Annotated in this window: 15 protein-coding genes; 5 read left to right on the top strand and 10 right to left on the bottom strand. The window is 64.7% G+C overall.

Features of this window, described 5'->3' with window-relative positions:
* Positions 1 to 122 precede the first annotated feature (122 nt).
* From AC0L2D_RS12095 to AC0L2D_RS12085, 3 genes are read left to right on the top strand one after another with little or no spacing between them, the layout of a single operon-like run.
* On the top strand, positions 123 to 1,706 hold the full coding sequence (locus tag AC0L2D_RS12095) for a sugar ABC transporter ATP-binding protein (RefSeq protein WP_127366601.1): 1,584 nt from the start codon (positions 123 to 125) through the stop codon (positions 1,704 to 1,706).
* Entirely contained in the window at positions 1,703 to 3,019 is a 1,317-nt protein-coding gene (locus AC0L2D_RS12090) for an ABC transporter permease (protein WP_013528456.1), read from the top strand. Before AC0L2D_RS12095 ends, AC0L2D_RS12090 begins: the two co-directional genes overlap by 4 nt.
* The gene (locus AC0L2D_RS12085; protein WP_013528455.1) at positions 3,016 to 3,984 is read left to right on the top strand and encodes a substrate-binding domain-containing protein; all 969 of its coding nucleotides are present in this window, start codon (positions 3,016 to 3,018) and stop codon (positions 3,982 to 3,984) included. The genes AC0L2D_RS12090 and AC0L2D_RS12085 overlap by 4 nt, the downstream gene beginning before the upstream one ends.
* Positions 3,985 to 4,025: 41 nt before the next feature.
* Here the strand turns inward: AC0L2D_RS12085 and AC0L2D_RS12080 are convergent, their stop codons facing one another.
* Genes AC0L2D_RS12080 through AC0L2D_RS12055 form a run of 6 tightly spaced genes read right to left on the bottom strand, consistent with a single transcriptional unit; the run spans position 4,026 to position 11,168 of the window.
* Entirely contained in the window at positions 4,026 to 4,487 is a 462-nt protein-coding gene (locus AC0L2D_RS12080) for a MarR family winged helix-turn-helix transcriptional regulator (protein ID WP_013528454.1), read from the bottom strand.
* A complete protein-coding gene (locus AC0L2D_RS12075) occupies positions 4,484 to 5,068 on the bottom strand; it encodes an amino acid synthesis family protein (RefSeq protein WP_024502071.1) in 585 nt (194 codons plus the stop codon). Before AC0L2D_RS12075 ends, AC0L2D_RS12080 begins: the two co-directional genes overlap by 4 nt.
* The gene (locus tag AC0L2D_RS12070) at positions 5,061 to 5,945 is read right to left on the bottom strand and encodes a UPF0280 family protein (RefSeq protein ID WP_027161095.1); all 885 of its coding nucleotides are present in this window, start codon (positions 5,943 to 5,945) and stop codon (positions 5,061 to 5,063) included. Before AC0L2D_RS12070 ends, AC0L2D_RS12075 begins: the two co-directional genes overlap by 8 nt.
* Positions 5,945 to 7,486, bottom strand: coding sequence for a hypothetical protein (locus AC0L2D_RS12065; protein ID WP_063170955.1), 1,542 nt, complete (start codon positions 7,484 to 7,486; stop codon positions 5,945 to 5,947). Before AC0L2D_RS12065 ends, AC0L2D_RS12070 begins: the two co-directional genes overlap by 1 nt.
* Positions 7,483 to 10,317 carry a molybdopterin-dependent oxidoreductase gene (locus AC0L2D_RS12060; RefSeq protein ID WP_473541127.1) on the bottom strand — a complete coding sequence of 945 codons (2,835 nt, stop codon included), beginning with the start codon at positions 10,315 to 10,317 and terminating at the stop codon, positions 7,483 to 7,485. The genes AC0L2D_RS12065 and AC0L2D_RS12060 overlap by 4 nt, the downstream gene beginning before the upstream one ends.
* A complete protein-coding gene (locus AC0L2D_RS12055; RefSeq protein WP_027161092.1) occupies positions 10,314 to 11,168 on the bottom strand; it encodes an FAD binding domain-containing protein in 855 nt (284 codons plus the stop codon). The genes AC0L2D_RS12060 and AC0L2D_RS12055 overlap by 4 nt, the downstream gene beginning before the upstream one ends.
* 251 nt (positions 11,169 to 11,419) lie before the next feature.
* On the opposite strand from AC0L2D_RS12055, the gene pncA reads away from it, so the two are divergent.
* Positions 11,420 to 12,034, top strand: a complete 615-nt coding sequence (gene pncA, locus AC0L2D_RS12050) for a bifunctional nicotinamidase/pyrazinamidase (RefSeq protein ID WP_013528448.1) — start codon at positions 11,420 to 11,422, stop codon at positions 12,032 to 12,034.
* Positions 12,035 to 12,061: 27 nt separating this feature from the next.
* Positions 12,062 to 13,480, top strand: coding sequence for a sodium:proton antiporter (locus tag AC0L2D_RS12045; protein WP_473541238.1), 1,419 nt, complete (start codon positions 12,062 to 12,064; stop codon positions 13,478 to 13,480).
* Here AC0L2D_RS12045 and AC0L2D_RS12040 read toward each other — a convergent pair whose 3' ends face one another.
* The 4 genes from AC0L2D_RS12040 to AC0L2D_RS12025 are packed head-to-tail and all read right to left on the bottom strand — an operon-like array spanning position 13,481 to position 16,777.
* Complete coding sequence (locus AC0L2D_RS12040) at positions 13,481 to 14,215, bottom strand: ABC transporter ATP-binding protein (RefSeq protein WP_024502064.1); 735 nt, start codon at positions 14,213 to 14,215, stop codon at positions 13,481 to 13,483.
* The gene (locus AC0L2D_RS12035) at positions 14,212 to 14,940 is read right to left on the bottom strand and encodes an ABC transporter ATP-binding protein (protein ID WP_063169740.1); all 729 of its coding nucleotides are present in this window, start codon (positions 14,938 to 14,940) and stop codon (positions 14,212 to 14,214) included. Before AC0L2D_RS12035 ends, AC0L2D_RS12040 begins: the two co-directional genes overlap by 4 nt.
* Positions 14,937 to 15,899, bottom strand: coding sequence for a branched-chain amino acid ABC transporter permease (locus AC0L2D_RS12030; protein ID WP_473541126.1), 963 nt, complete (start codon positions 15,897 to 15,899; stop codon positions 14,937 to 14,939). Before AC0L2D_RS12030 ends, AC0L2D_RS12035 begins: the two co-directional genes overlap by 4 nt.
* The gene (locus AC0L2D_RS12025; RefSeq protein WP_013528443.1) at positions 15,896 to 16,777 is read right to left on the bottom strand and encodes a branched-chain amino acid ABC transporter permease; all 882 of its coding nucleotides are present in this window, start codon (positions 16,775 to 16,777) and stop codon (positions 15,896 to 15,898) included. The genes AC0L2D_RS12030 and AC0L2D_RS12025 overlap by 4 nt, the downstream gene beginning before the upstream one ends.
* Between the last annotated feature and the right edge of the window lie 162 nt (positions 16,778 to 16,939).

Below are 16,939 nucleotides of genomic sequence, written 5' to 3'. Positions count from 1 at the left end.
CTTTTTAGCAAGAATCGAAATGCAGTAAACATGCGGCACCTCATATCAGCTTGACATGATCGAAACGTTTAGATTAGCGTTTGCGGGAAGTTGACGAGGACGGAAGGGAGGCCGCCATTGTCATGCGAGAGAGCAGTTCCCTTTCCCCGCAGCACGGCGCTGCCGATCGGTCGGACACCGTTCTGAGCGCCGAGCATATTTCCAAGAGCTTCGGCGGCATCGCCGCCCTGGTCGATGTCGGCTTCGAGCTGCGGCGCGGCGAGGTTCATGCCTTGATGGGCGAGAACGGCGCCGGCAAGTCGACGCTGATGAAGATCCTCTCCGGCGTCTACACCGGCTATGAAGGCACGGTCAGCGTCGATGGCCACCCTGTCAATTTCGCTGGCGTACGCGACGCCGAGGATGCCGGCATTGCCATCATTCATCAGGAGCTCAACCTGGTGCCTGAACTCAGCGTCGCCGACAACATCTTCCTTGGCCGCGAGAAGCTGATCGCCGGGCTGATTGTCGACCGCAAGGCAAGCAGCCGCGCGGCGGGCGCTTTGTTGCAGCGGCTCGGCATCGAGCTCGATCCGCAAGCCCGCGTCGGTGCCCTGCGTGTCGGCGAGCAGCAGCTGGTCGAGATCGCCAAGGCGCTGTCGATGTCGGCACGCATCCTGATCATGGACGAGCCGACCTCGGCGCTGTCGCCGGCCGAATGCCAGCGGCTGTTCCGCATCATCCGCCAGCTTGCCGAGAGCGGTGTCGCCATCGTCTACATCTCGCACCGCATCGACGAGGTCATGCATCTGGCCAGCCGCGTCACCGTGTTTCGCGACGGCCGCCATGTACTGACCGAGCCGATGGCCAGGCTGGACGAAGATGCGATCATTTCGGCGATGGTCGGACGCAACCTGCTCGCTTCCTCCCAGGAAGAGCGCCACTCCGGCGGCAACATTGTGCTTTCGGTCGAAAACCTGTCGCTCTCGAAGCCCGATGCGCATGGCTGGCGCACGGTGATCGACGGCGTTGGCTTCGATCTTGCCGCCGGAGAGATCCTCGGCATTGGCGGGCTGCTGGGTTCGGGCCGAACCGAGATCCTGGAAGCGATCTTCGGCTCGAGCGATGGCCGCACCGGTGGCGAAATCCAGGTCGACGGCCGGCCTGTGGATATCCGTTCGCCCCGCGACGCAAGGCGGCTGGGCATTGCACTGGTCACCGAGGACCGCAAGACGCAAGGCCTGCATCTGCAGGCTTCGATCGCAGACAATGTCGCGCTGCCGCTGGTCGGGTCGCTGTCCCGCTTCGGCATCCGCTCGCTGGCCGCCGAGCAGGGGCTGGCGCGGCAGGCGGTCAAGGCGCTCGGCATCCGCTGCCGGGACATCGACCAGCCTGCCGGCACGCTGTCCGGCGGCAACCAGCAGAAGGTCGTCATCGGCAAGTGGCTGGCGACCAGGCCAAGGGTGCTGTTGCTGGACGAGCCGACGCGCGGCATCGATGTCGGCGCCAAACGCGAGATCTACGACCTGATCTTCAAGCTGGCGCGCGATGGACTGGCCATCGCCGTCATCAGCTCCGAACTCCCGGAGCTTTTGCATCTCTCCGACCGCATCCTGGTGATGGCCGATGGCCGCCAGACAGGCATTCTTTCCCGCGATGCGGCCAGCGAGGAGGCCATCATGCGTCTCGCCGCCCCGCGCAGGACCATATCGAGACCAGCCGCATGACTGCCCTGAAACTCCTGTCCCGTACCAAGCTCTATTGGGGCCTGATCGCCATCTTCCTGATCGGCGTGCTGGGCTCGCCGATGAGTTCCAAGGGCAACAACATCTTCCTCTCCTACGGCAACCTGCTCGACGTGCTGCGCCAGGTCTCGACCACCGGGCTGATCGCCACCGGCATGACGGCTGTCATCATCACCGGCGGCATCGATCTCTCCGTCGGCTCGCTGATGGCCATCTGCTCGGTGGTCTGTGCCATGCTGCTGACGGTCCCAGGCGTGACGCCGGGCGTCGTGCTGGGCGTGCCGACCGTCGCGCTGGTGGCGCTTTGCCTCGGTTTCGTCGTCACCCGCTTCATCTTCCAGAACCTGGCAAAGTCCCGTGCCGGCGCCGATCTCGTCCGCGAGATCAGGCTGGACGGGATTCGCGGCCTGATCACGCCCGCCGTCGTCGGCGTGGTCTTGTGTTGCCTGTCGCTGTGGTTTCTGCTGCCGCAGATCGAGCCGAAATTCGGCGTGCTCGGCGTGCTGCTGGTGGCGCCGTGCGTTGGTTTGCTGTTCGGCGCGCTCAACGGCTTCATCATCGTTGCCGGACGGCTGCAGCCCTTCATCGTCACCTTGGCTATGATGGTGACGGCGCTCGGCATCGCACGGCTGACCGCCGGCCAGAACAATGCGGTGCTGCCGGTCTATACCGGCTCCAACGCCACCGCCGATTTCGAGATCCTGCGCTCGCTGGTGTTCGGCATCATCCCGATGCCGGGCCTGTTCTTCCTCGGCGCCATCGTGATCTACGGCGCGGTGCTGCGCTTCACGCCGTTCGGCCGCTATGTCTATGCCATCGGCGGCAACGAGGAGGCGGCGCGCCTCTCCGGCATCGCCGCCGGCCGCGTCAAGATCGCCACCTATGCTGTCTCCGGGCTGCTCGCCGGCATTGCCGCCGTGCTCTATGTTGCGCAGTACCGGCAAGGCAAGCCGGATGCCGGCGCCGGGCTGGAGCTCGACGCCATTGCCGCTGTGGTCATAGGCGGCACCAGCCTGATGGGCGGGCGCGGCAGCCTCATCGGCACGTTCTGCGGCGTGCTGATCTTCGGTCTGCTCTCCAACATCCTGCAACTCCACAACATCAATTCGAACCTTCAGCTGGTGCTGAAGGGGATGATCATCATCGGCACCGTGCTCGTGCAGGAGCGCAATGCCGGTGATCTCCTGGCCTATCTGCGCCTGCCCGGCGGGCAATCGGCGCACAAGGAAACGGCCGCGGCAAAGCGGCCGTCGCAAGAGACACCGTCTCTCAATCTCGGAGGAAACAAAAAATGAAACGACGTGACATGCTGAAGCTTGCCGCCGTGACCGCGGCACTGCTGACCACCACCGCGCTGCTGACCACTGGCAACGCTTACGCTCAGGACAAGAAGTGGAAGATCGGCTTCTCCCAAGTGACGACCATCGAGCCCTGGCGCGCGCAGTTCAACAAGGACATCCTGGCCGAAGCCGCCAAGCACCCCGAGGTCGAGCTGATCATCACCGACGGCGAGGACAAGACCGAAAAGCAGGTCGCCGATGTCGAGAACCTGATCCGCCAGGAGGTCGATGCGCTGTTGGTGTCACCGAAGGAATCGGCCGGCCTGACCGGCGTCGTGCAGCAGGCGATCGACGCCAAGATCCCGGTCTTCGTGCTCGACCGCAATGTCGACACCAAGGACTACACGCAGTTCGTCGGCGGCGACAACGCGCTGATCGGCCGCGCGGCCGGCGAATATGCCGTCGAACTGCTGGGCGGCAAGGGCAAGGCTGCAGGCAATGTCGTCGAGATCTGGGGCGGCATGGGCACCCAGCCGGCGCATGACCGCCATGACGGCTTTCACGAATTCACCGACAAGGAGCCGGGCATCAAATATCTGCTTGACCAGCAATCGGGCGACTGGAAGCAGGACCAGGCCTACAATCTGATGGCCAACGCGCTGAAGAGCAACGAGAAGATCGATCTCGTCTACGGGCACAACGACCCGATGGCCTATGGCGCCTATCTCGCCGCCAAGGATGTCGGCCGCGAGAAGGACATCAAGTTCATTGGTATCGACGGCCTGCCCAATGAAGGCGTGCAGATGGTGAACAAGGGCGAGCTGACGGCGACCTTCACCTATGTCACTCCCGGTGCCGAAGGCCTGCGCCAGGCGATCAAGTTCCTCAACGGCGAGAAAGTCGAAAAGACCATTACCCTACCAACCGAGAAGATCACCAAGGAAAACGCCGCCCAGGTGCTGAAGGACAACGGCCTCTGAGGCAAACTTCCTGCCGGGTGCTCCTTTGGCGCCCGGCGGGTCTAAGCCAGCTTCACCAGCAGCTTCATGAAGGTGGCGATCTCCTTGGCCGAGAGCGGCGCCAGCGTCTCCTTTGTGATCTCGCGCGCCAGCGGGATCAGGCGCTCGATGGCATCGCGGCCTGCCGCGGTCAGATTGACCAGCAGCCGTCTTTTGTCGACCTCGTGCCTGGAAAGCTCGACCAGGCCGCGCGCCTTCAGCCGGTCGATGACGCCCTTCACCGTCGCCGCATCCATCGCGATCAGCGTGCCGAGCTGGTTCTGCGAGGTCTCGCCGACGTCACGCAGCTTGGCCAACGCCGCGAATTGCGGCGGCGTCAGATCGCCGATATGCGCGGCAAAGATCGCGACATGGCGCTGATGCGCCTTGCGCAGGATGAAGCCGACCTGCTCCTGCAGGAGGTAATCCTGGTCGTCCGGCGCCTCGACCTCGACCAGCTTGAGCAGATTGTCCTCGCCGCTCACCGCAGCCCATCCCAGGCTTTGATGTCATCGGCCGCGAGACCACCCATGCGATCGTGGATGCGCGGGCCACAAGTCATGGCGAGGCAGAACAGAATCTCGTCGGGGCGCGGACCATCGGACATGCCGACTTCCATGGCGTCGAAATGGCTGCGCACATAGGCGGCGTTGATGTGGCCGAGCGGCACGTCGAGCTTCGAACCGAAAGCGCCGACCTTCTTGGCCGACGGCACGATCGCCTTGGCGTCGCCGAGCCGCTCGCGCATGGCGTAGCCGCCGGGCACATGCCAGAGGGCGCCGTGTTCCAGCTCACCTGCGGTGCCGACAATGGCGCCTTTGCCGTAGCCGTCGATCTGCTTGACGTCGCCGCCGAGCGCCGCGATCAGCCGGTCGGCGAGCAGCAGGCCGAGCGGCTTGAGATCGTCCATGGCGCTCTGCAGCTCCTCGACATAGCGCCCGGCGAACGGGTTCTTTACCAGCGCCATGGCGGCGGCACGGCGGCGCGGCACCTTGGCCACCGGCCCGCCCTCGTGAAAGATCTCTTCGGTCAGAACCGCGATCTTGCGGATCGGAAACTCAGGCATGGGCAACTTCCTCCCTCGAAGTTTCGTTGGGCGCGGCAAGCGCAACCGAGCCACTGATGCGGATCTCGCCGCCGAGAAACAGCGCCGACCCGGCAATAAGCCCCCGGCGGCGAAAATCTTCGGCGACGGCAAGGCCATTGTCCAGCGCGCGCGCCACTTCGCCAAGGGCAAGCGTGCCGACGCCTTGCGTCACCAGCCGCGAGCCGAGATCGCTGTCGGGCGACAGTTCGTGTGCGGAAATGCGCTTGATGGCGGGATTGCCGGGCAGGTCCACCGCGTTGGCGATGAGCGTCGCCGCCGCATCGGCTTCGGCGCCGGTCCGCGCCAGAACGGTGACGGCGTCGGCAATGCCAAGCGAGAAGGAGCGGCCACGCCAACCGCTGGTGGCGACGCCGCGAACGCCATCTTCCGCGCGGATCGTGATCCGGTCGGCCATGCCGTTGCCGGTACCGGCTACCGCCAGACCCATCGACTGGCCCTTGCCGATATGGAGCGCGCAGTCGCCGCCATTGTTGACATAGGCGCGCTCGATCTTGCGACCGGCAAGCAATGCGGCGAGCATTTCGTCGGCTACCGATCCCGCGACGGCCGCCATCGGAGTTATAAAGCATTCCGCCAGGGGCATGACGGCTGCCTCCATGCGGCGCGCCGTCGGGCCGGCGAAGGTGCGCGGCGCCAGGAAAAACGCCGGCAGCCGCAATTCGGGGAGTTCCTCGACCAGCTCCACCAGGATTGTCTGGAACCGCGCTATGGCCTGTTCATAGGCTCGGCGGCATTCATCCGCCTCACCAAAAACCTCGACGATCAGGTCGATCGGCCCGTGGTTGAGATGCAGCCGCTTGCCGTCCTGCAGCCAATGCGCTTGCGGGCCTTGCATCACCCGGTCCCGTTCGAGCCGGCACGACGTAGCTGCGCGAGTGGCGGCCATGGATTGTTGGTTTCGGCGCCTGTGCCGCGGCGCGGATTCAGGTACTCACCGCCTTTTGCGACAATATCCTCGACGCTGCGGATCTCCGCCTCGTACCCGCCGAGCCTGACATAGTCGTCGCGGCGCAGCGTGAATTCGATCGGCGCCACCAGCGCCGGTGTAGGCACATAGCCGAAGGCGCCTTCCGGCACCCGTGTGACATCGACCATCAGCGTGATGCCGCCGCCCGGCCAGACATAGACCGGCGCGCCGCCGACTGTGACATAGGTGGTCAGGCCCTGAACCGAGCGGGTGAGATTGACCGGGTTTTCGGTGACACCGGCGCGCAACGAACCGCCGGCGCCGCCGATGAACAGCACCGTGCACAAAGCCGGCTCGCAATTGTCCTCGATCAGGCCGACCGACTTTTGCAGCCGTTCCGGAAACGGTTTTTGCACCGGCTTCAACTCGTCGTCGAGCTCGTAATAGGCGAATTGCTCGCCGGTGGTCGAAACCATCAGCAGCGACAGGCCCGGCCGCGCACCCTTTTTGGCGTTCCACTCGCCAAGGATCGACAGCGGGTCTGAAATGCTGGTGCCGCCCCAGCCGAGGCCTGGCTCGGACACCTTGAAATAGCGGCCTGGCGTCGAACGGCGGCCGATGATCTTTATCCCTGTGTCCTGCCAGCCCAGCACCTTGCCGGCCTGATGCTCGGAAACGACGCCGGTGATGTGGTCGTCGACCACCACCACCTCGTCGACAAGGCCGCGCCATTGCGTGGCGAACATGCCGATGGTCGCCGAGCCGCAGCCGACGCGCATGCGATGTTCCTGCTTGCCGTCGATGACAGGCGCTTTGCCGGCTTCGACTGTTATGGCGGCGCCGCCGTCGATGGCGAGTTCCACCGGCTTGCGGTTGCACAGATTGAGCAGCGCGTCACAGGTGGCGCGGCCCTCCGCCTTGGAGCCGCCGGTCAGATGATGCACGCCGCCCAGCGACAGCATCTGCGAGCCATACTCGCCCGTCGTGACATGGCCGATTGCCTCGCCTTGCGATCGCACAATAGCCGTCTCGGGTCCGATATGCCGGTCGGTGTCGATCTTCACCTTGACGCCGCAGTACGAAAAAATGCCTTCCGTTACGACGGTGACGAGATCGACGCCTTCGACTTCCTGGCTGACGATGAACGGCGCCGGCTTGTAGTCGGGATAGGTGGTGCCGGCGCCGATTGCGGTAACGAAGCGGCGGCCGGTGTTGACCAGTTCGCCGTCCCATTGTTCGCCCTCGGCGACGAACGGCACGATTGCCGCGCCGGTCTCGGCCGCATGGTCGAGGATGGTCAGCGGGTCCATCCGCACGATCCTGCCGCCGACATTGCCGTAGCGGTCGCAGGCGCCGGTGCGCCCATCTGATATGTAGCACATCACCGGGCAGGCATCGCAGCGGATCTTCTCCGCAACCAGCTTCTCGCCGGGATCATGGGTCTCGAAGCGTTCGGCAAGCTCGCTCATCGGCGTGCCTCCTTTTCGCGGATGCCATCTTTTTCGCGGATGCCAGCGCGGATACGCGTCGGCGTCGCCGGAACCTTGGTGATCAGAACGCCGGTGGCGTGGCGGATGGCGTTGAGGATTGCCGGCGCCGTCGGGATCAGCACATGCTCGCCCAAACCCTTGGCCCCAAAGGGTCCTTCCGGATCCGGAACTTCTATCAGGATGGTCTCGATCGGCGGCACGTCGCCAATGGTCGGGATGAGATAATCGTGCAGATTCTCGGTGCGGCCGGGGATGTACTCTTCCATCAGCGCCATGCCGATGCCTTGCGCGATACCGCCTTCGATCTGGCCTTCGGCCAGCAGCGGGTTGATCGCCTTGCCCACATCATGCGCGGCGGTGATCTTGATGAGCTTCACCGTGCCGAGCTTGAGATCGACCTCCAGTTCGGCGATCTGCGCGCCATAGCCGTAAACGGCGTAGGGTTTGCCCTGGCCCTTGGCATCGAGGGGCAGCGTCGGCGGGTCGTAGCTCTCCTCGGCACGGAAGACGAAGCCCTGGGCATCCAGGTCCAACGTCGTGAGGTCGATGCGGCGGGTGGCTTCTCCCTCGCGGATGACGATCGCCGGGCCGTCGAGTTGGAGAGCGGCTTTTTCCGAAACATTGGCGAAACGCAGAATCTTTTCACGCAAGGCGCGGCCGGCCTTTTCGGCCGCCTTGCCGGTGACGAAGGTCTGGCGCGAGGCCGATGTCTTGCCGGCATCGGGAGTAATTGATGTATCGGCGCTCTTCAGCTGGAATCTCTCCAGCGGCAGGCCGAGCGCGTCGGCGCAGATCTGGGCGATGACCGTGTTCGAACCCTGGCCGATATCGACCGCGCCCTGGTGCAGGATGACCGTGCCGTCGGCCGCGATGCCGACCCGAATGGTCGACGGATTGGGCAGCGAGGTGTTGCCGCAGCCATACCAGCAGGACGCGACGCCGACGCCGCGCTTTCTATCTGTGTTGGCACTGTTGAATGCCTCCGCATCGGCCGCCGCGCGCGCCCAATGCGGCTGTAGCGATTCGAGGCATTCGGCAATGCCGACGCCCGAGTCCAGAAGCTGTCCTGTGACCGTTTCGGAGCCGTTCCGAAGGCAGTTCTTCAAGCGAAAATCGAGCCTGTCCATGCCGAGCTTGCCGGCCAGCTCATCGTAGAGGGTCTCCTGCATGATCGTCGCTTGCGGCACGCCGAAGCCGCGGAAGGCGCCGGAGATCGGCCCATGCGTATGGATGGCGCGGCCTTCGGCGCGGTAGTTCGGCGTCGCGTAGGGTCCGGAGGCGTGCACCGGCACGCGGTTGGCCACGGTAGGGCCCCAGCTTGCATAGGCGCCGGTGTTGAAATCGCCTTCAAAAATCATGCCGGTGACAAGGCCGTCGGCATCGGCGCCGATGGTCGCCTTCATCTCGGCCGGATGGCGCTTGGTGGTCGACATCATCGATTCGGTGCGGGTGTAGGCAAGTGCCGCCGGCCGCCCTGTCTTCATCGCCACAAGGCCGATCAGCGGCTGCAGCGAGACGTCGAGCTTCGAGCCGAAACCGCCGCCGGTCGCGGTCGGCACGATACGCACCTTGTCGACGGCAAGGCCGAGCACCTTCGCCGTCTCGTCGCGGTCCATATAGGGCGCCTGGGTGCAGGCGACGACGACCAGCGTGTCGCCGTCCACATAGGCATAGCCGGCTTCCGGTTCGATATAGGCGTGCTCGACATAGGAGGTGTCGATGACGCCGGAAACCGTGAACGCTGCACCGGCAAGGGCCCCTTCCGGATCGCCGCGTTCGACGAAGCCGGAGGTCAGCAGGTTTGCCGGTCTGTTCTCATGGATGAGCTTGGCACCGCCGGCGCGCGCTTCGCAGGATTGGAGAACATGCGGCAATTCGGTCCAGCGGATCGGAAAATCCGAGAGGTCGATATCGAGCATCGCCTCGCGCTCGCCAGCGACCAACGCCACCGCCTCACCGCGAAGGCGGGCAAACCCTTCGGCCAGTGCCGGCTGGTCGGCGAACGGGCCGATGACGCCGAAACAATTTTTTCCCGGAATGTCGGCTGCGGTGAAGACGCCGGCAACGCCGGGATGTGCCTTCGCCCAGCCATCGAGGTCACCGAAGGCGAAGCTGGCGTGGTAATGCGGAGAGCGGACCACCAGCACGGCCAGCGCATCGGCGGGGAAAGAATCGCCGCCGAATTTCTCAGCCCCGGTGACCTTCGGCACGCCGTCGAGCCGGATGGGCGAGGAACCGATCGCGTGGCCTGACCGGGGCAAGCGGAAATCCAGGCTTGCTGCCTGCAGGGAGGCATCCATCACTGCGGCAATGATCTTCCGGTAGCCGGTGCAGCGGCACAGAATTCCGCCGAGCGCGTCCTGTACCTCGACCTCGGTGGGGCTCGCCTTCTTCTCCAGCAGAGCCGTCGCCGCAACCAACAGGGCGGGCGTGCAAATCCCGCACTGCGCAGCGCCATGGGCGAGGAAAGAGGCCTGCAACGCCGACAGCCGGCCGTTGGCAAGCCCTTCCACGGTCGTCACCGATGCGCCGGCAGCGGACGCCGCCGACATCAGGCAGGCGCAGACGGGATCGCCGTCGACCAGCACCGTACAGGCGCCGCAATCGCCGGCATCGCAGCCGACCTTGGTGCCGGTCAGCCCCAGTTCGTCGCGCAGCACCAGGGACAGCCGGCGCAGCGGCGGCACAGTGACCGATACGGCGCTGCCATTGACCTCGAAGGCGATGTCAACGCGCTCCGGGCCGCGAGCAGGCCGAACGGCGCCCAGGTCGGGCACTGCTTCACGCACGTCAGGTTGAACCTGGCTCATGCCGCCACCTCTTCGCCAGTCGTCCGCCCCACAGCCGCAAGCACGGCGCGGGCAACAATCTCGCGCACTGCATCGAGCCGGTATTCGGCGCTGCCGCGCACATCGGCGATCGGCGACAGTTCGCTCATCGGCGCGGACAGGACCGCATCGGCAAGCTCGCCATCCACCGGCAGCCCGCACAACGCGGCTTCGACGCCGGCCAGCCGCTTGGCCACCACCGAACAGGAGCCGGCCGCGACCGCCGCTTGCCGGACGGTGCCATTGTCGACGGCCAGACGTGCTGCCACCATGGCGATGGAAATGACGAGGTAGCGCCGGGCGCCGAGCTTGACGAAAGCCGACGTGCCGCTGGGCTTCGGCACGCGGATCGCCGTGACCATCTCACCGGGCAGCAGAGCCGTGCGGCGGTTGCCGAGAATGAAGTCCTGCAACGGCAGGTGCCGCGTCGCTGCCACCGAGCGCAGCTCGACCTCGGCATCGAGGACGAGCAGGGCCGGCACGCCGTCGGCGGCAGGCGAGGCGTTGCAGAGATTGCCGGCGACCGAGGCGACGTTCTGGATCTGCGCCGAGCCGACCTCTCGCGCCGCCTGCTTCAGCGCCTCGAAGGCCGGCGGCAAGGGATGGCGGACGATGTCGGTCCAGGTCGTGCGCGCGCCGATGACGAAATGGTCGCTCGTCTCGGCAATGCCGCAAAGCGCCGCCAGGCCGTTAATGTCGAGAACATTGTCGCGGATCGGTTTGCTGCCCTGTGCCGGATAGAAATCGGTGCCACCGGCAAGGATGCGCCAGGCGCCCTCGCCAAGCAAAGCGAGCGCTTCGTCGACCGAGGTGGGTTTCGCGTAACGGATCACGCTTTGCCTTCCCGAAAAGAGGCCTTCCAGAGCTGGTACTTAGAAAGATCCTTCCAGCACAGGGGTCGGAAAATTCATTCGTATGCAAATGATATCAAGCTGGCAGGATTTGTCAAAGCCGGAGTTTGCCGCGGCGCCGCCGGCACGCATTTGTTATGGCTTGAGAGGTTGACGCGGCCGGCCATCTGGTCAAGTTTCTGCGTCCGGTCGCGTCAGCGGCACTGGAGCCTGCATACGGAAGAGGAAAGCCCATGGCCGACGAAGCGCTTGTCGTCATCGACCTGCAGAACGATTTTTGTCCCGGCGGCGCGCTGGCGGTTGCCGGCGGCGACGAGATCGTGCCGCTGGTCAACGACCTGATCCGGCGAACCGACCATGTCGTGCTGACGCAGGACTGGCATCCCGCCGGTCACTCCAGCTTTGCTTCCAGCCATCCGGGCGCGCAGCCCTTCACCATGATCGAAATGCCGTACGGCCAGCAGACGCTGTGGCCGGACCACTGCATCCAGGGCAGCCTGGGCTCGGATTTCCATTCCGGCCTCGCCTGGACCAAGGCCGAGCTCGTCATTCGCAAGGGATTTCGGCCTGATATCGACAGCTACTCGGCCTTCTTCGAGAACGACCGCACGACCCAGACCGGCCTTGCCGGCTACCTCCGGGAGCGCGGCATCGACACGCTGACCCTGGTCGGGCTGGCGACCGATTTCTGCGTCGGCTTTTCGGCGCTGGATGCCGTCAGCCAGGGCTTCAAAACCACAGTGCGGCTGGATGCCTGCCGCGGCATCGATCTCAACGGTTCGCTCAATGCCATGCTGCAGCGCATGCGCGACGCCGGCGTGAGGCTCGAAGACCCTTTGTCGGACTGACGGATCGTGAGGCACAAGAGGGGCTTTTTGTGGGTCGCGACGAAAGCGGCAATCGTCGTGGCCGTGCTGTTTCCGGCACAGGCTTTCGGGGCGGAGGAACACGGCCTGCCCGGCGCTTCGATGTCGCTGTGGTGGGCGCTGCCCTTTGCCGGGCTGCTGTTGTCGATCGCCACTGGTCCGCTGCTGTTTCTTCATGTCTGGGAGCATCACTACGGCAAGATCGCGGCCCTTTGGGGCGCTCTGGTGGTCCTGCCGCTGGCGGTCGCCTTCGGTGTCCCCACAGCGACCGAAGCGGTGCTGCATGCGTTGCTCACCGAATACATGTCGTTCATCATCCTGCTGTTTGCGCTGTTCACCATTTCCGGCGGCATTCTCCTTGCCGGCAACATTCACGGCACGCCGCTGGTGAATGCCGGCCTGCTGCTGGTCGGCGCGCTGCTGGCCTCGGTGATCGGCACGACCGGTGCCTCGATGATCCTGATCCGGCCGATCATCCGCGCCAACGATAACAGGCCGTTCAACGCCCATGTCGTCATCTTCTTCATCTTCCTGGTGTCCAACATCGGCGGCTCGCTGACGCCGCTTGGCGATCCGCCGCTGTTCGTCGGCTTCCTGCGCGGCGTCGACTTCTTCTGGACGACGACGAACCTCTGGCACGAGACGCTGTTCGTCGGCGGTGTCGTCCTGGGCATTTTTCTGGTGATCGACATCATCCTGCACCGGCGCGAGGCTGGCGCGCCGAAGATCAAGGACCCGACACCGGATACCAAGGTGCGCCTGCGCGGCCTGGCCAACCTTCCGCTCCTGGCGGGGGTGATCGTCGCCATCCTGCTATCGGCGGCTTGGAAGCCGGGCGTCAGCTTCTCCGTGTTCGGCGTCAGCCTGGAACTGCAGAACCTGGTGCGCGACGCCATGATCCTGGCGCTCGCCCTCGTTTCACTTGTCATTTCGCGCAAGGAATACCGCGAGGCCAATGGCTTCAACTGGGGTCCGATAGCAGAGGTGGCCAAATTGTTTGCCGGCATCTTCATCTGCATCGTGCCGGTCATCGCCATCCTCAGGGCAGGCCATGAGGGTGCGCTGGCGCCGCTGGTGTCGCTTGTGAGTTCTTCCTCCGGCCAGCCCAACGATCTCGCCTATTTCTGGCTGACCGGGGCGCTGTCATCCTTCCTCGACAATGCGCCGACTTATCTGGTGTTCTTCGAGCTTGCCGGCGGTGACCCCCGGCACCTGATGACGGAGTTCGCTTCGACGCTTGCCGCGATCTCGGCCGGCGCCGTGTTCATGGGCGCCAACACCTATATCGGCAATGCGCCGAATTTCATGGTCTACGCCATCGCCCGACATCGCGGCGTGAAGATGCCGGGCTTTTTCGGCTATATGGCATGGTCGGGCCTGGTGCTGATCCCGACATTTTTGATAGCGGGTTTTCTGTTCTTCGGCTGATCAACCCACGCCGACATAACGGCGCACCGCTGACGGATCGGCGCGCAGTTCTTGGACATCGACCGTCTCGCGGTTGCGGCCGTTTTCGACGAAGGCAACGCGGTCGGCGACAGAAAGCACTGCATCGACCCGTTGTTCGACCAGGATGGTCGACACGCCCATGTCACGCAGCGTCGACACCGTCTCGCGGATCTTGGCGATCATCGACGGCATCAGCCCTTCGGTCGGCTCGTCGAGCAATAGCACCTGCGGTTCGAGGCAGAGTGCACGCGCCATCGCCAGCATCTGCTGTTCGCCGCCGGACAGTGTGCCGGAACGCTGCCGCAGCCGCTGGCGCAGCAATGGAAAGAGGTCGAGCACGTTTTCACGCGTCGCCTTGCCCTTGCCGCGCGCCATCAGGCCGATCTCGATGTTTTCCGCCACCGTCATCTCGGCGAACAATCGCCTTCCCTGCGGCACATAGGCGACGCCGGCCTTGGGCACCTCATGCGCCGGCAGGCCGGTCAACTCCTTGCCATCGAGCCTGATCGAGCCGGCGCTCGAGGGGACCAGCCCCATGATGGCCTTGAGTGTCGTCGTCTTGCCGGCTCCATTGCGGCCGAACAGGCACAGCACCTCGCCTTTGTTCAGCACCAGGTCGAGGCCATAGAGTACCTGGACCTCGCCATAGAAGCAGTCGAGCCCCGAAATGGTGAGTGCTTGAGGCGTGGCCTCGGCCTGGTTTGCCTCGGTCATGGGGCAGTCCCCAAATAGGCTTCCTGCACCGCCGCGTTTTCGCGGATCGCTTCGGGCGTGCCTTCGGCGAGGATCTTGCCGGCATTGAAGACCGTGATGCGGTCGGCCAGTTGCATGACGACAGGCATGTTGTGCTCGATCAGAAGCACGGTGGCGTTCTTGGCGATCTCGCGCACCAGGGTGATGAAATTGTCGATCTCGCTGTCGGCCAGCCCTTGCGTCGGCTCGTCGAGGATCAGCAGGCGCGGCTTCAGCGCCAGGCCCATCGCCACTTCCAGCAGGCGCTGATGGCCGTAGGACAACTGCCCGGCCGGCATGTGGGCGCGATCGGCCAGGCCGGTGCGTTCGAGTGCGGTCATGACAGCGGCCTGTATCGCGCTCCTGGAATGGCTGCCATGCCGCAGCGTCAGTTGCGCGGGCAGCGCGACGTTGGCGTAGACGGACAGGTTGGCATAGACGCTGGTGAGCTGGAAGGTGTAGGCGATCCCCCTGCGGACCCTGACATAGGCAGGCAGATTGGTGATGTCGGCGCCGTCGAAGACGATCATGCCGGCAGACGGCTGGATGCGGCCGCTGACCAAGCTGACGAAGGTGGTCTTCCCCGCTCCATTGGGGCCGATCACGGCGCGGATTTCGCCCGGCATCAAGGAGAAATCCACACGGTCGACGGCACGCAGGCCGCCGAAGTCGCGAGAAAGGCCCTTGGTGGTCAAAAGCGGCATCATGGCAGCCACCCGAGCCAGCGCTGCCTAATGCTGCCCAGAATGCCTTTGGGGAAAAACAGCACAAGCAGGATCAGCGCGATGCCCACAATCAGTAGATAGGCGGAGGTGTAGCCGCTGGTGATATCGATGACATAGTACATGAACAGCGTGCCGATCAGCGGCCCGAGCGTTGTTGCAGCACCGCCCAGCAGCACCCACAGCAGCGGCAGGATCGAATACTGCACCGACGCGAAGCTCGATCCGACATAGCCGAACAGCAGCGCATAGGCGGCACCCGAGCCGGCGCAGATGATGCCGGAGATGACGACGGCGGCGAGCTTGTTGGAGAAAGTGTCGTATCCCAGCATCTTCGTCCGCTCTTCGTTCTCGCGGATGGCGACCAGCACGCGGCCATACCGGGAGCGGACGATGGCCAATGTGACGAGAAGCACGATCGAAAACAGCGCCAGCGCCGTCATGTAGCGAACGGTCGGATTGGTGAGCTCGAGCGACGTCGCGCCGAAGGTGAGCACACGGGCCGGCTGCGGCACGACCATGCCCTGGTCGCCGCCGGTCCACGTCGCGAAGTAGAGGATGAGGAGGTAGAACACTTGCGCGAACATCATGGTGACGATCATGAAGGCGACGCCCGTGGTGCGCAGCGCCAGCAGGCCGATCACGAGTGACACAACAACACCACAGGCAAGCCCGGTGGCGAACGCCGCTGGTACGCTCCAGCCGAGCTGGATGACGGCAAGGCCGGCGCCATAGAGCCCGGCGGCAAAGAACATGGCATGGCCGAGGCTGAGCAGGCCGACATAGCCGAACAGCATGTTGTAGCCCATGGCGAACACCGCCAGCACCATGATGCGGGCGAGCAGGCCGTGATAGTATTCCGGCAGAAGGAAGCTCAGCACGAAAAGCAGCGCGACGACGCCGAGATGCAGGGCATAGGCTTTTACCGGCGAAGCTTCGCTCATCGCGACCTCGTCCCGAACAAGCCTTGCGGACGGAACACCAGCACCATGGCGACCAGCAGCGTGGCGATGATTTTGGCCAGCGTCGGCGAGAAGAACATCGAGATGATGCCGTCGGAGAGACCGATCAGCACGGCGGCGACGACCGTGCCGCGCAGCGAGCCGAGGCCGCCGATGATGACGACGATGAAGGAGAGCAGCAGCGGGTCCTGTCCCATCAGGTAGTGCGCCTGGCTGATCGGCACGATCAGCACCGCGGCAATGGCCGCCAGCATGGCGCCAAGCGCGAAGACGCCGCCATAGACGCGGCCGACGGGAATGCCGAAGGCCTGCGCCGTCTCGCTGTCATACTGCGTGGCGCGCATGACGAGGCCGATCCTGGTGCGCGTCAGCACCAGCCATGTCGCGGTGAGCAGCAGCGCGGAGGCGGCGATGACAGACAGTTTGTAGCCGGAGTAGCCGAACCACGGTAGAAGGATGCGGTAGCTGAACGGCGGCTCCACCGGCCGCGCCTCCGGACCGTAGAAGGTCAGCGCCAGCTGCTGGATGATGTAGAGCATGCCGATGGTGGCGACGATGGTGGCTTCCGGATTGTAGTTGAGCCGGCGCAGCACCAGCCGTTCGGCGACCAGCGCAATGGCGCCGACGATTAGCGGAGCAATCACAAGTGCGGCCAGGAAGCCGAGCGCGGGATGGCCGCCAATGGCTGTGGTGATCGCCCAGGCGAGCACGGCGCCCAGCATGAAGAACTCGCCATGCGCGACATTGACCACCCGCATGACGCCGAACACCAAGGACAGGCCGAGCGCGGTCAGCGCCAGCACGGCTGAGGTGACGAGGCCTTCGAGGGCGGCGAGGAGGAGGTGGGGACCGAAGTGCATGCTACACGCCCAGCGATAGCGCAATCGCGCCCCTTGCGGGGGGTGAGGAGTGGTCCGCGCAGCGGACGGAAAGCCAATTGCTTGGCTTTCCGAACGACGAACGCCCGGAGCGACAGCGAAGGGCCGGGTCCGGCAGGACAGAGGGGGGCGGCCTGGCGCTCA

The organism is Mesorhizobium sp. WSM4833 (assembly GCF_055811095.1).
Note: the sequence above shows the minus strand (reverse complement) of the source record. Positions and strands in the feature narration are given on the sequence as shown.

Excerpts from the sequence above, each read along its gene's own strand:
- AC0L2D_RS12095 (WP_127366601.1), top strand. The coding sequence starts at position 123 with ATGCGAGAGAGCAGTTCCCTTTCCCCGCAGCACGGCGCTGCCGATCGG.
- AC0L2D_RS12090 (WP_013528456.1), top strand. The coding sequence starts at position 1,703 with ATGACTGCCCTGAAACTCCTGTCCCGTACCAAGCTCTATTGGGGCCTG.
- AC0L2D_RS12085 (WP_013528455.1), top strand. The coding sequence starts at position 3,016 with ATGAAACGACGTGACATGCTGAAGCTTGCCGCCGTGACCGCGGCACTG.
- AC0L2D_RS12075 (WP_024502071.1), bottom strand. The coding sequence starts at position 5,068 with ATGCCTGAGTTTCCGATCCGCAAGATCGCGGTTCTGACCGAAGAGATC.
- AC0L2D_RS12070 (WP_027161095.1), bottom strand. The coding sequence starts at position 5,945 with ATGCAAGGCCCGCAAGCGCATTGGCTGCAGGACGGCAAGCGGCTGCAT.
- AC0L2D_RS12065 (WP_063170955.1), bottom strand. The coding sequence starts at position 7,486 with ATGAGCGAGCTTGCCGAACGCTTCGAGACCCATGATCCCGGCGAGAAG.
- AC0L2D_RS12060 (WP_473541127.1), bottom strand. The coding sequence starts at position 10,317 with ATGAGCCAGGTTCAACCTGACGTGCGTGAAGCAGTGCCCGACCTGGGC.
- pncA (WP_013528448.1), top strand. The coding sequence starts at position 11,420 with ATGGCCGACGAAGCGCTTGTCGTCATCGACCTGCAGAACGATTTTTGT.
- AC0L2D_RS12040 (WP_024502064.1), bottom strand. The coding sequence starts at position 14,215 with ATGACCGAGGCAAACCAGGCCGAGGCCACGCCTCAAGCACTCACCATT.
- AC0L2D_RS12035 (WP_063169740.1), bottom strand. The coding sequence starts at position 14,940 with ATGATGCCGCTTTTGACCACCAAGGGCCTTTCTCGCGACTTCGGCGGC.
- AC0L2D_RS12030 (WP_473541126.1), bottom strand. The coding sequence starts at position 15,899 with ATGAGCGAAGCTTCGCCGGTAAAAGCCTATGCCCTGCATCTCGGCGTC.
- AC0L2D_RS12025 (WP_013528443.1), bottom strand. The coding sequence starts at position 16,777 with ATGCACTTCGGTCCCCACCTCCTCCTCGCCGCCCTCGAAGGCCTCGTC.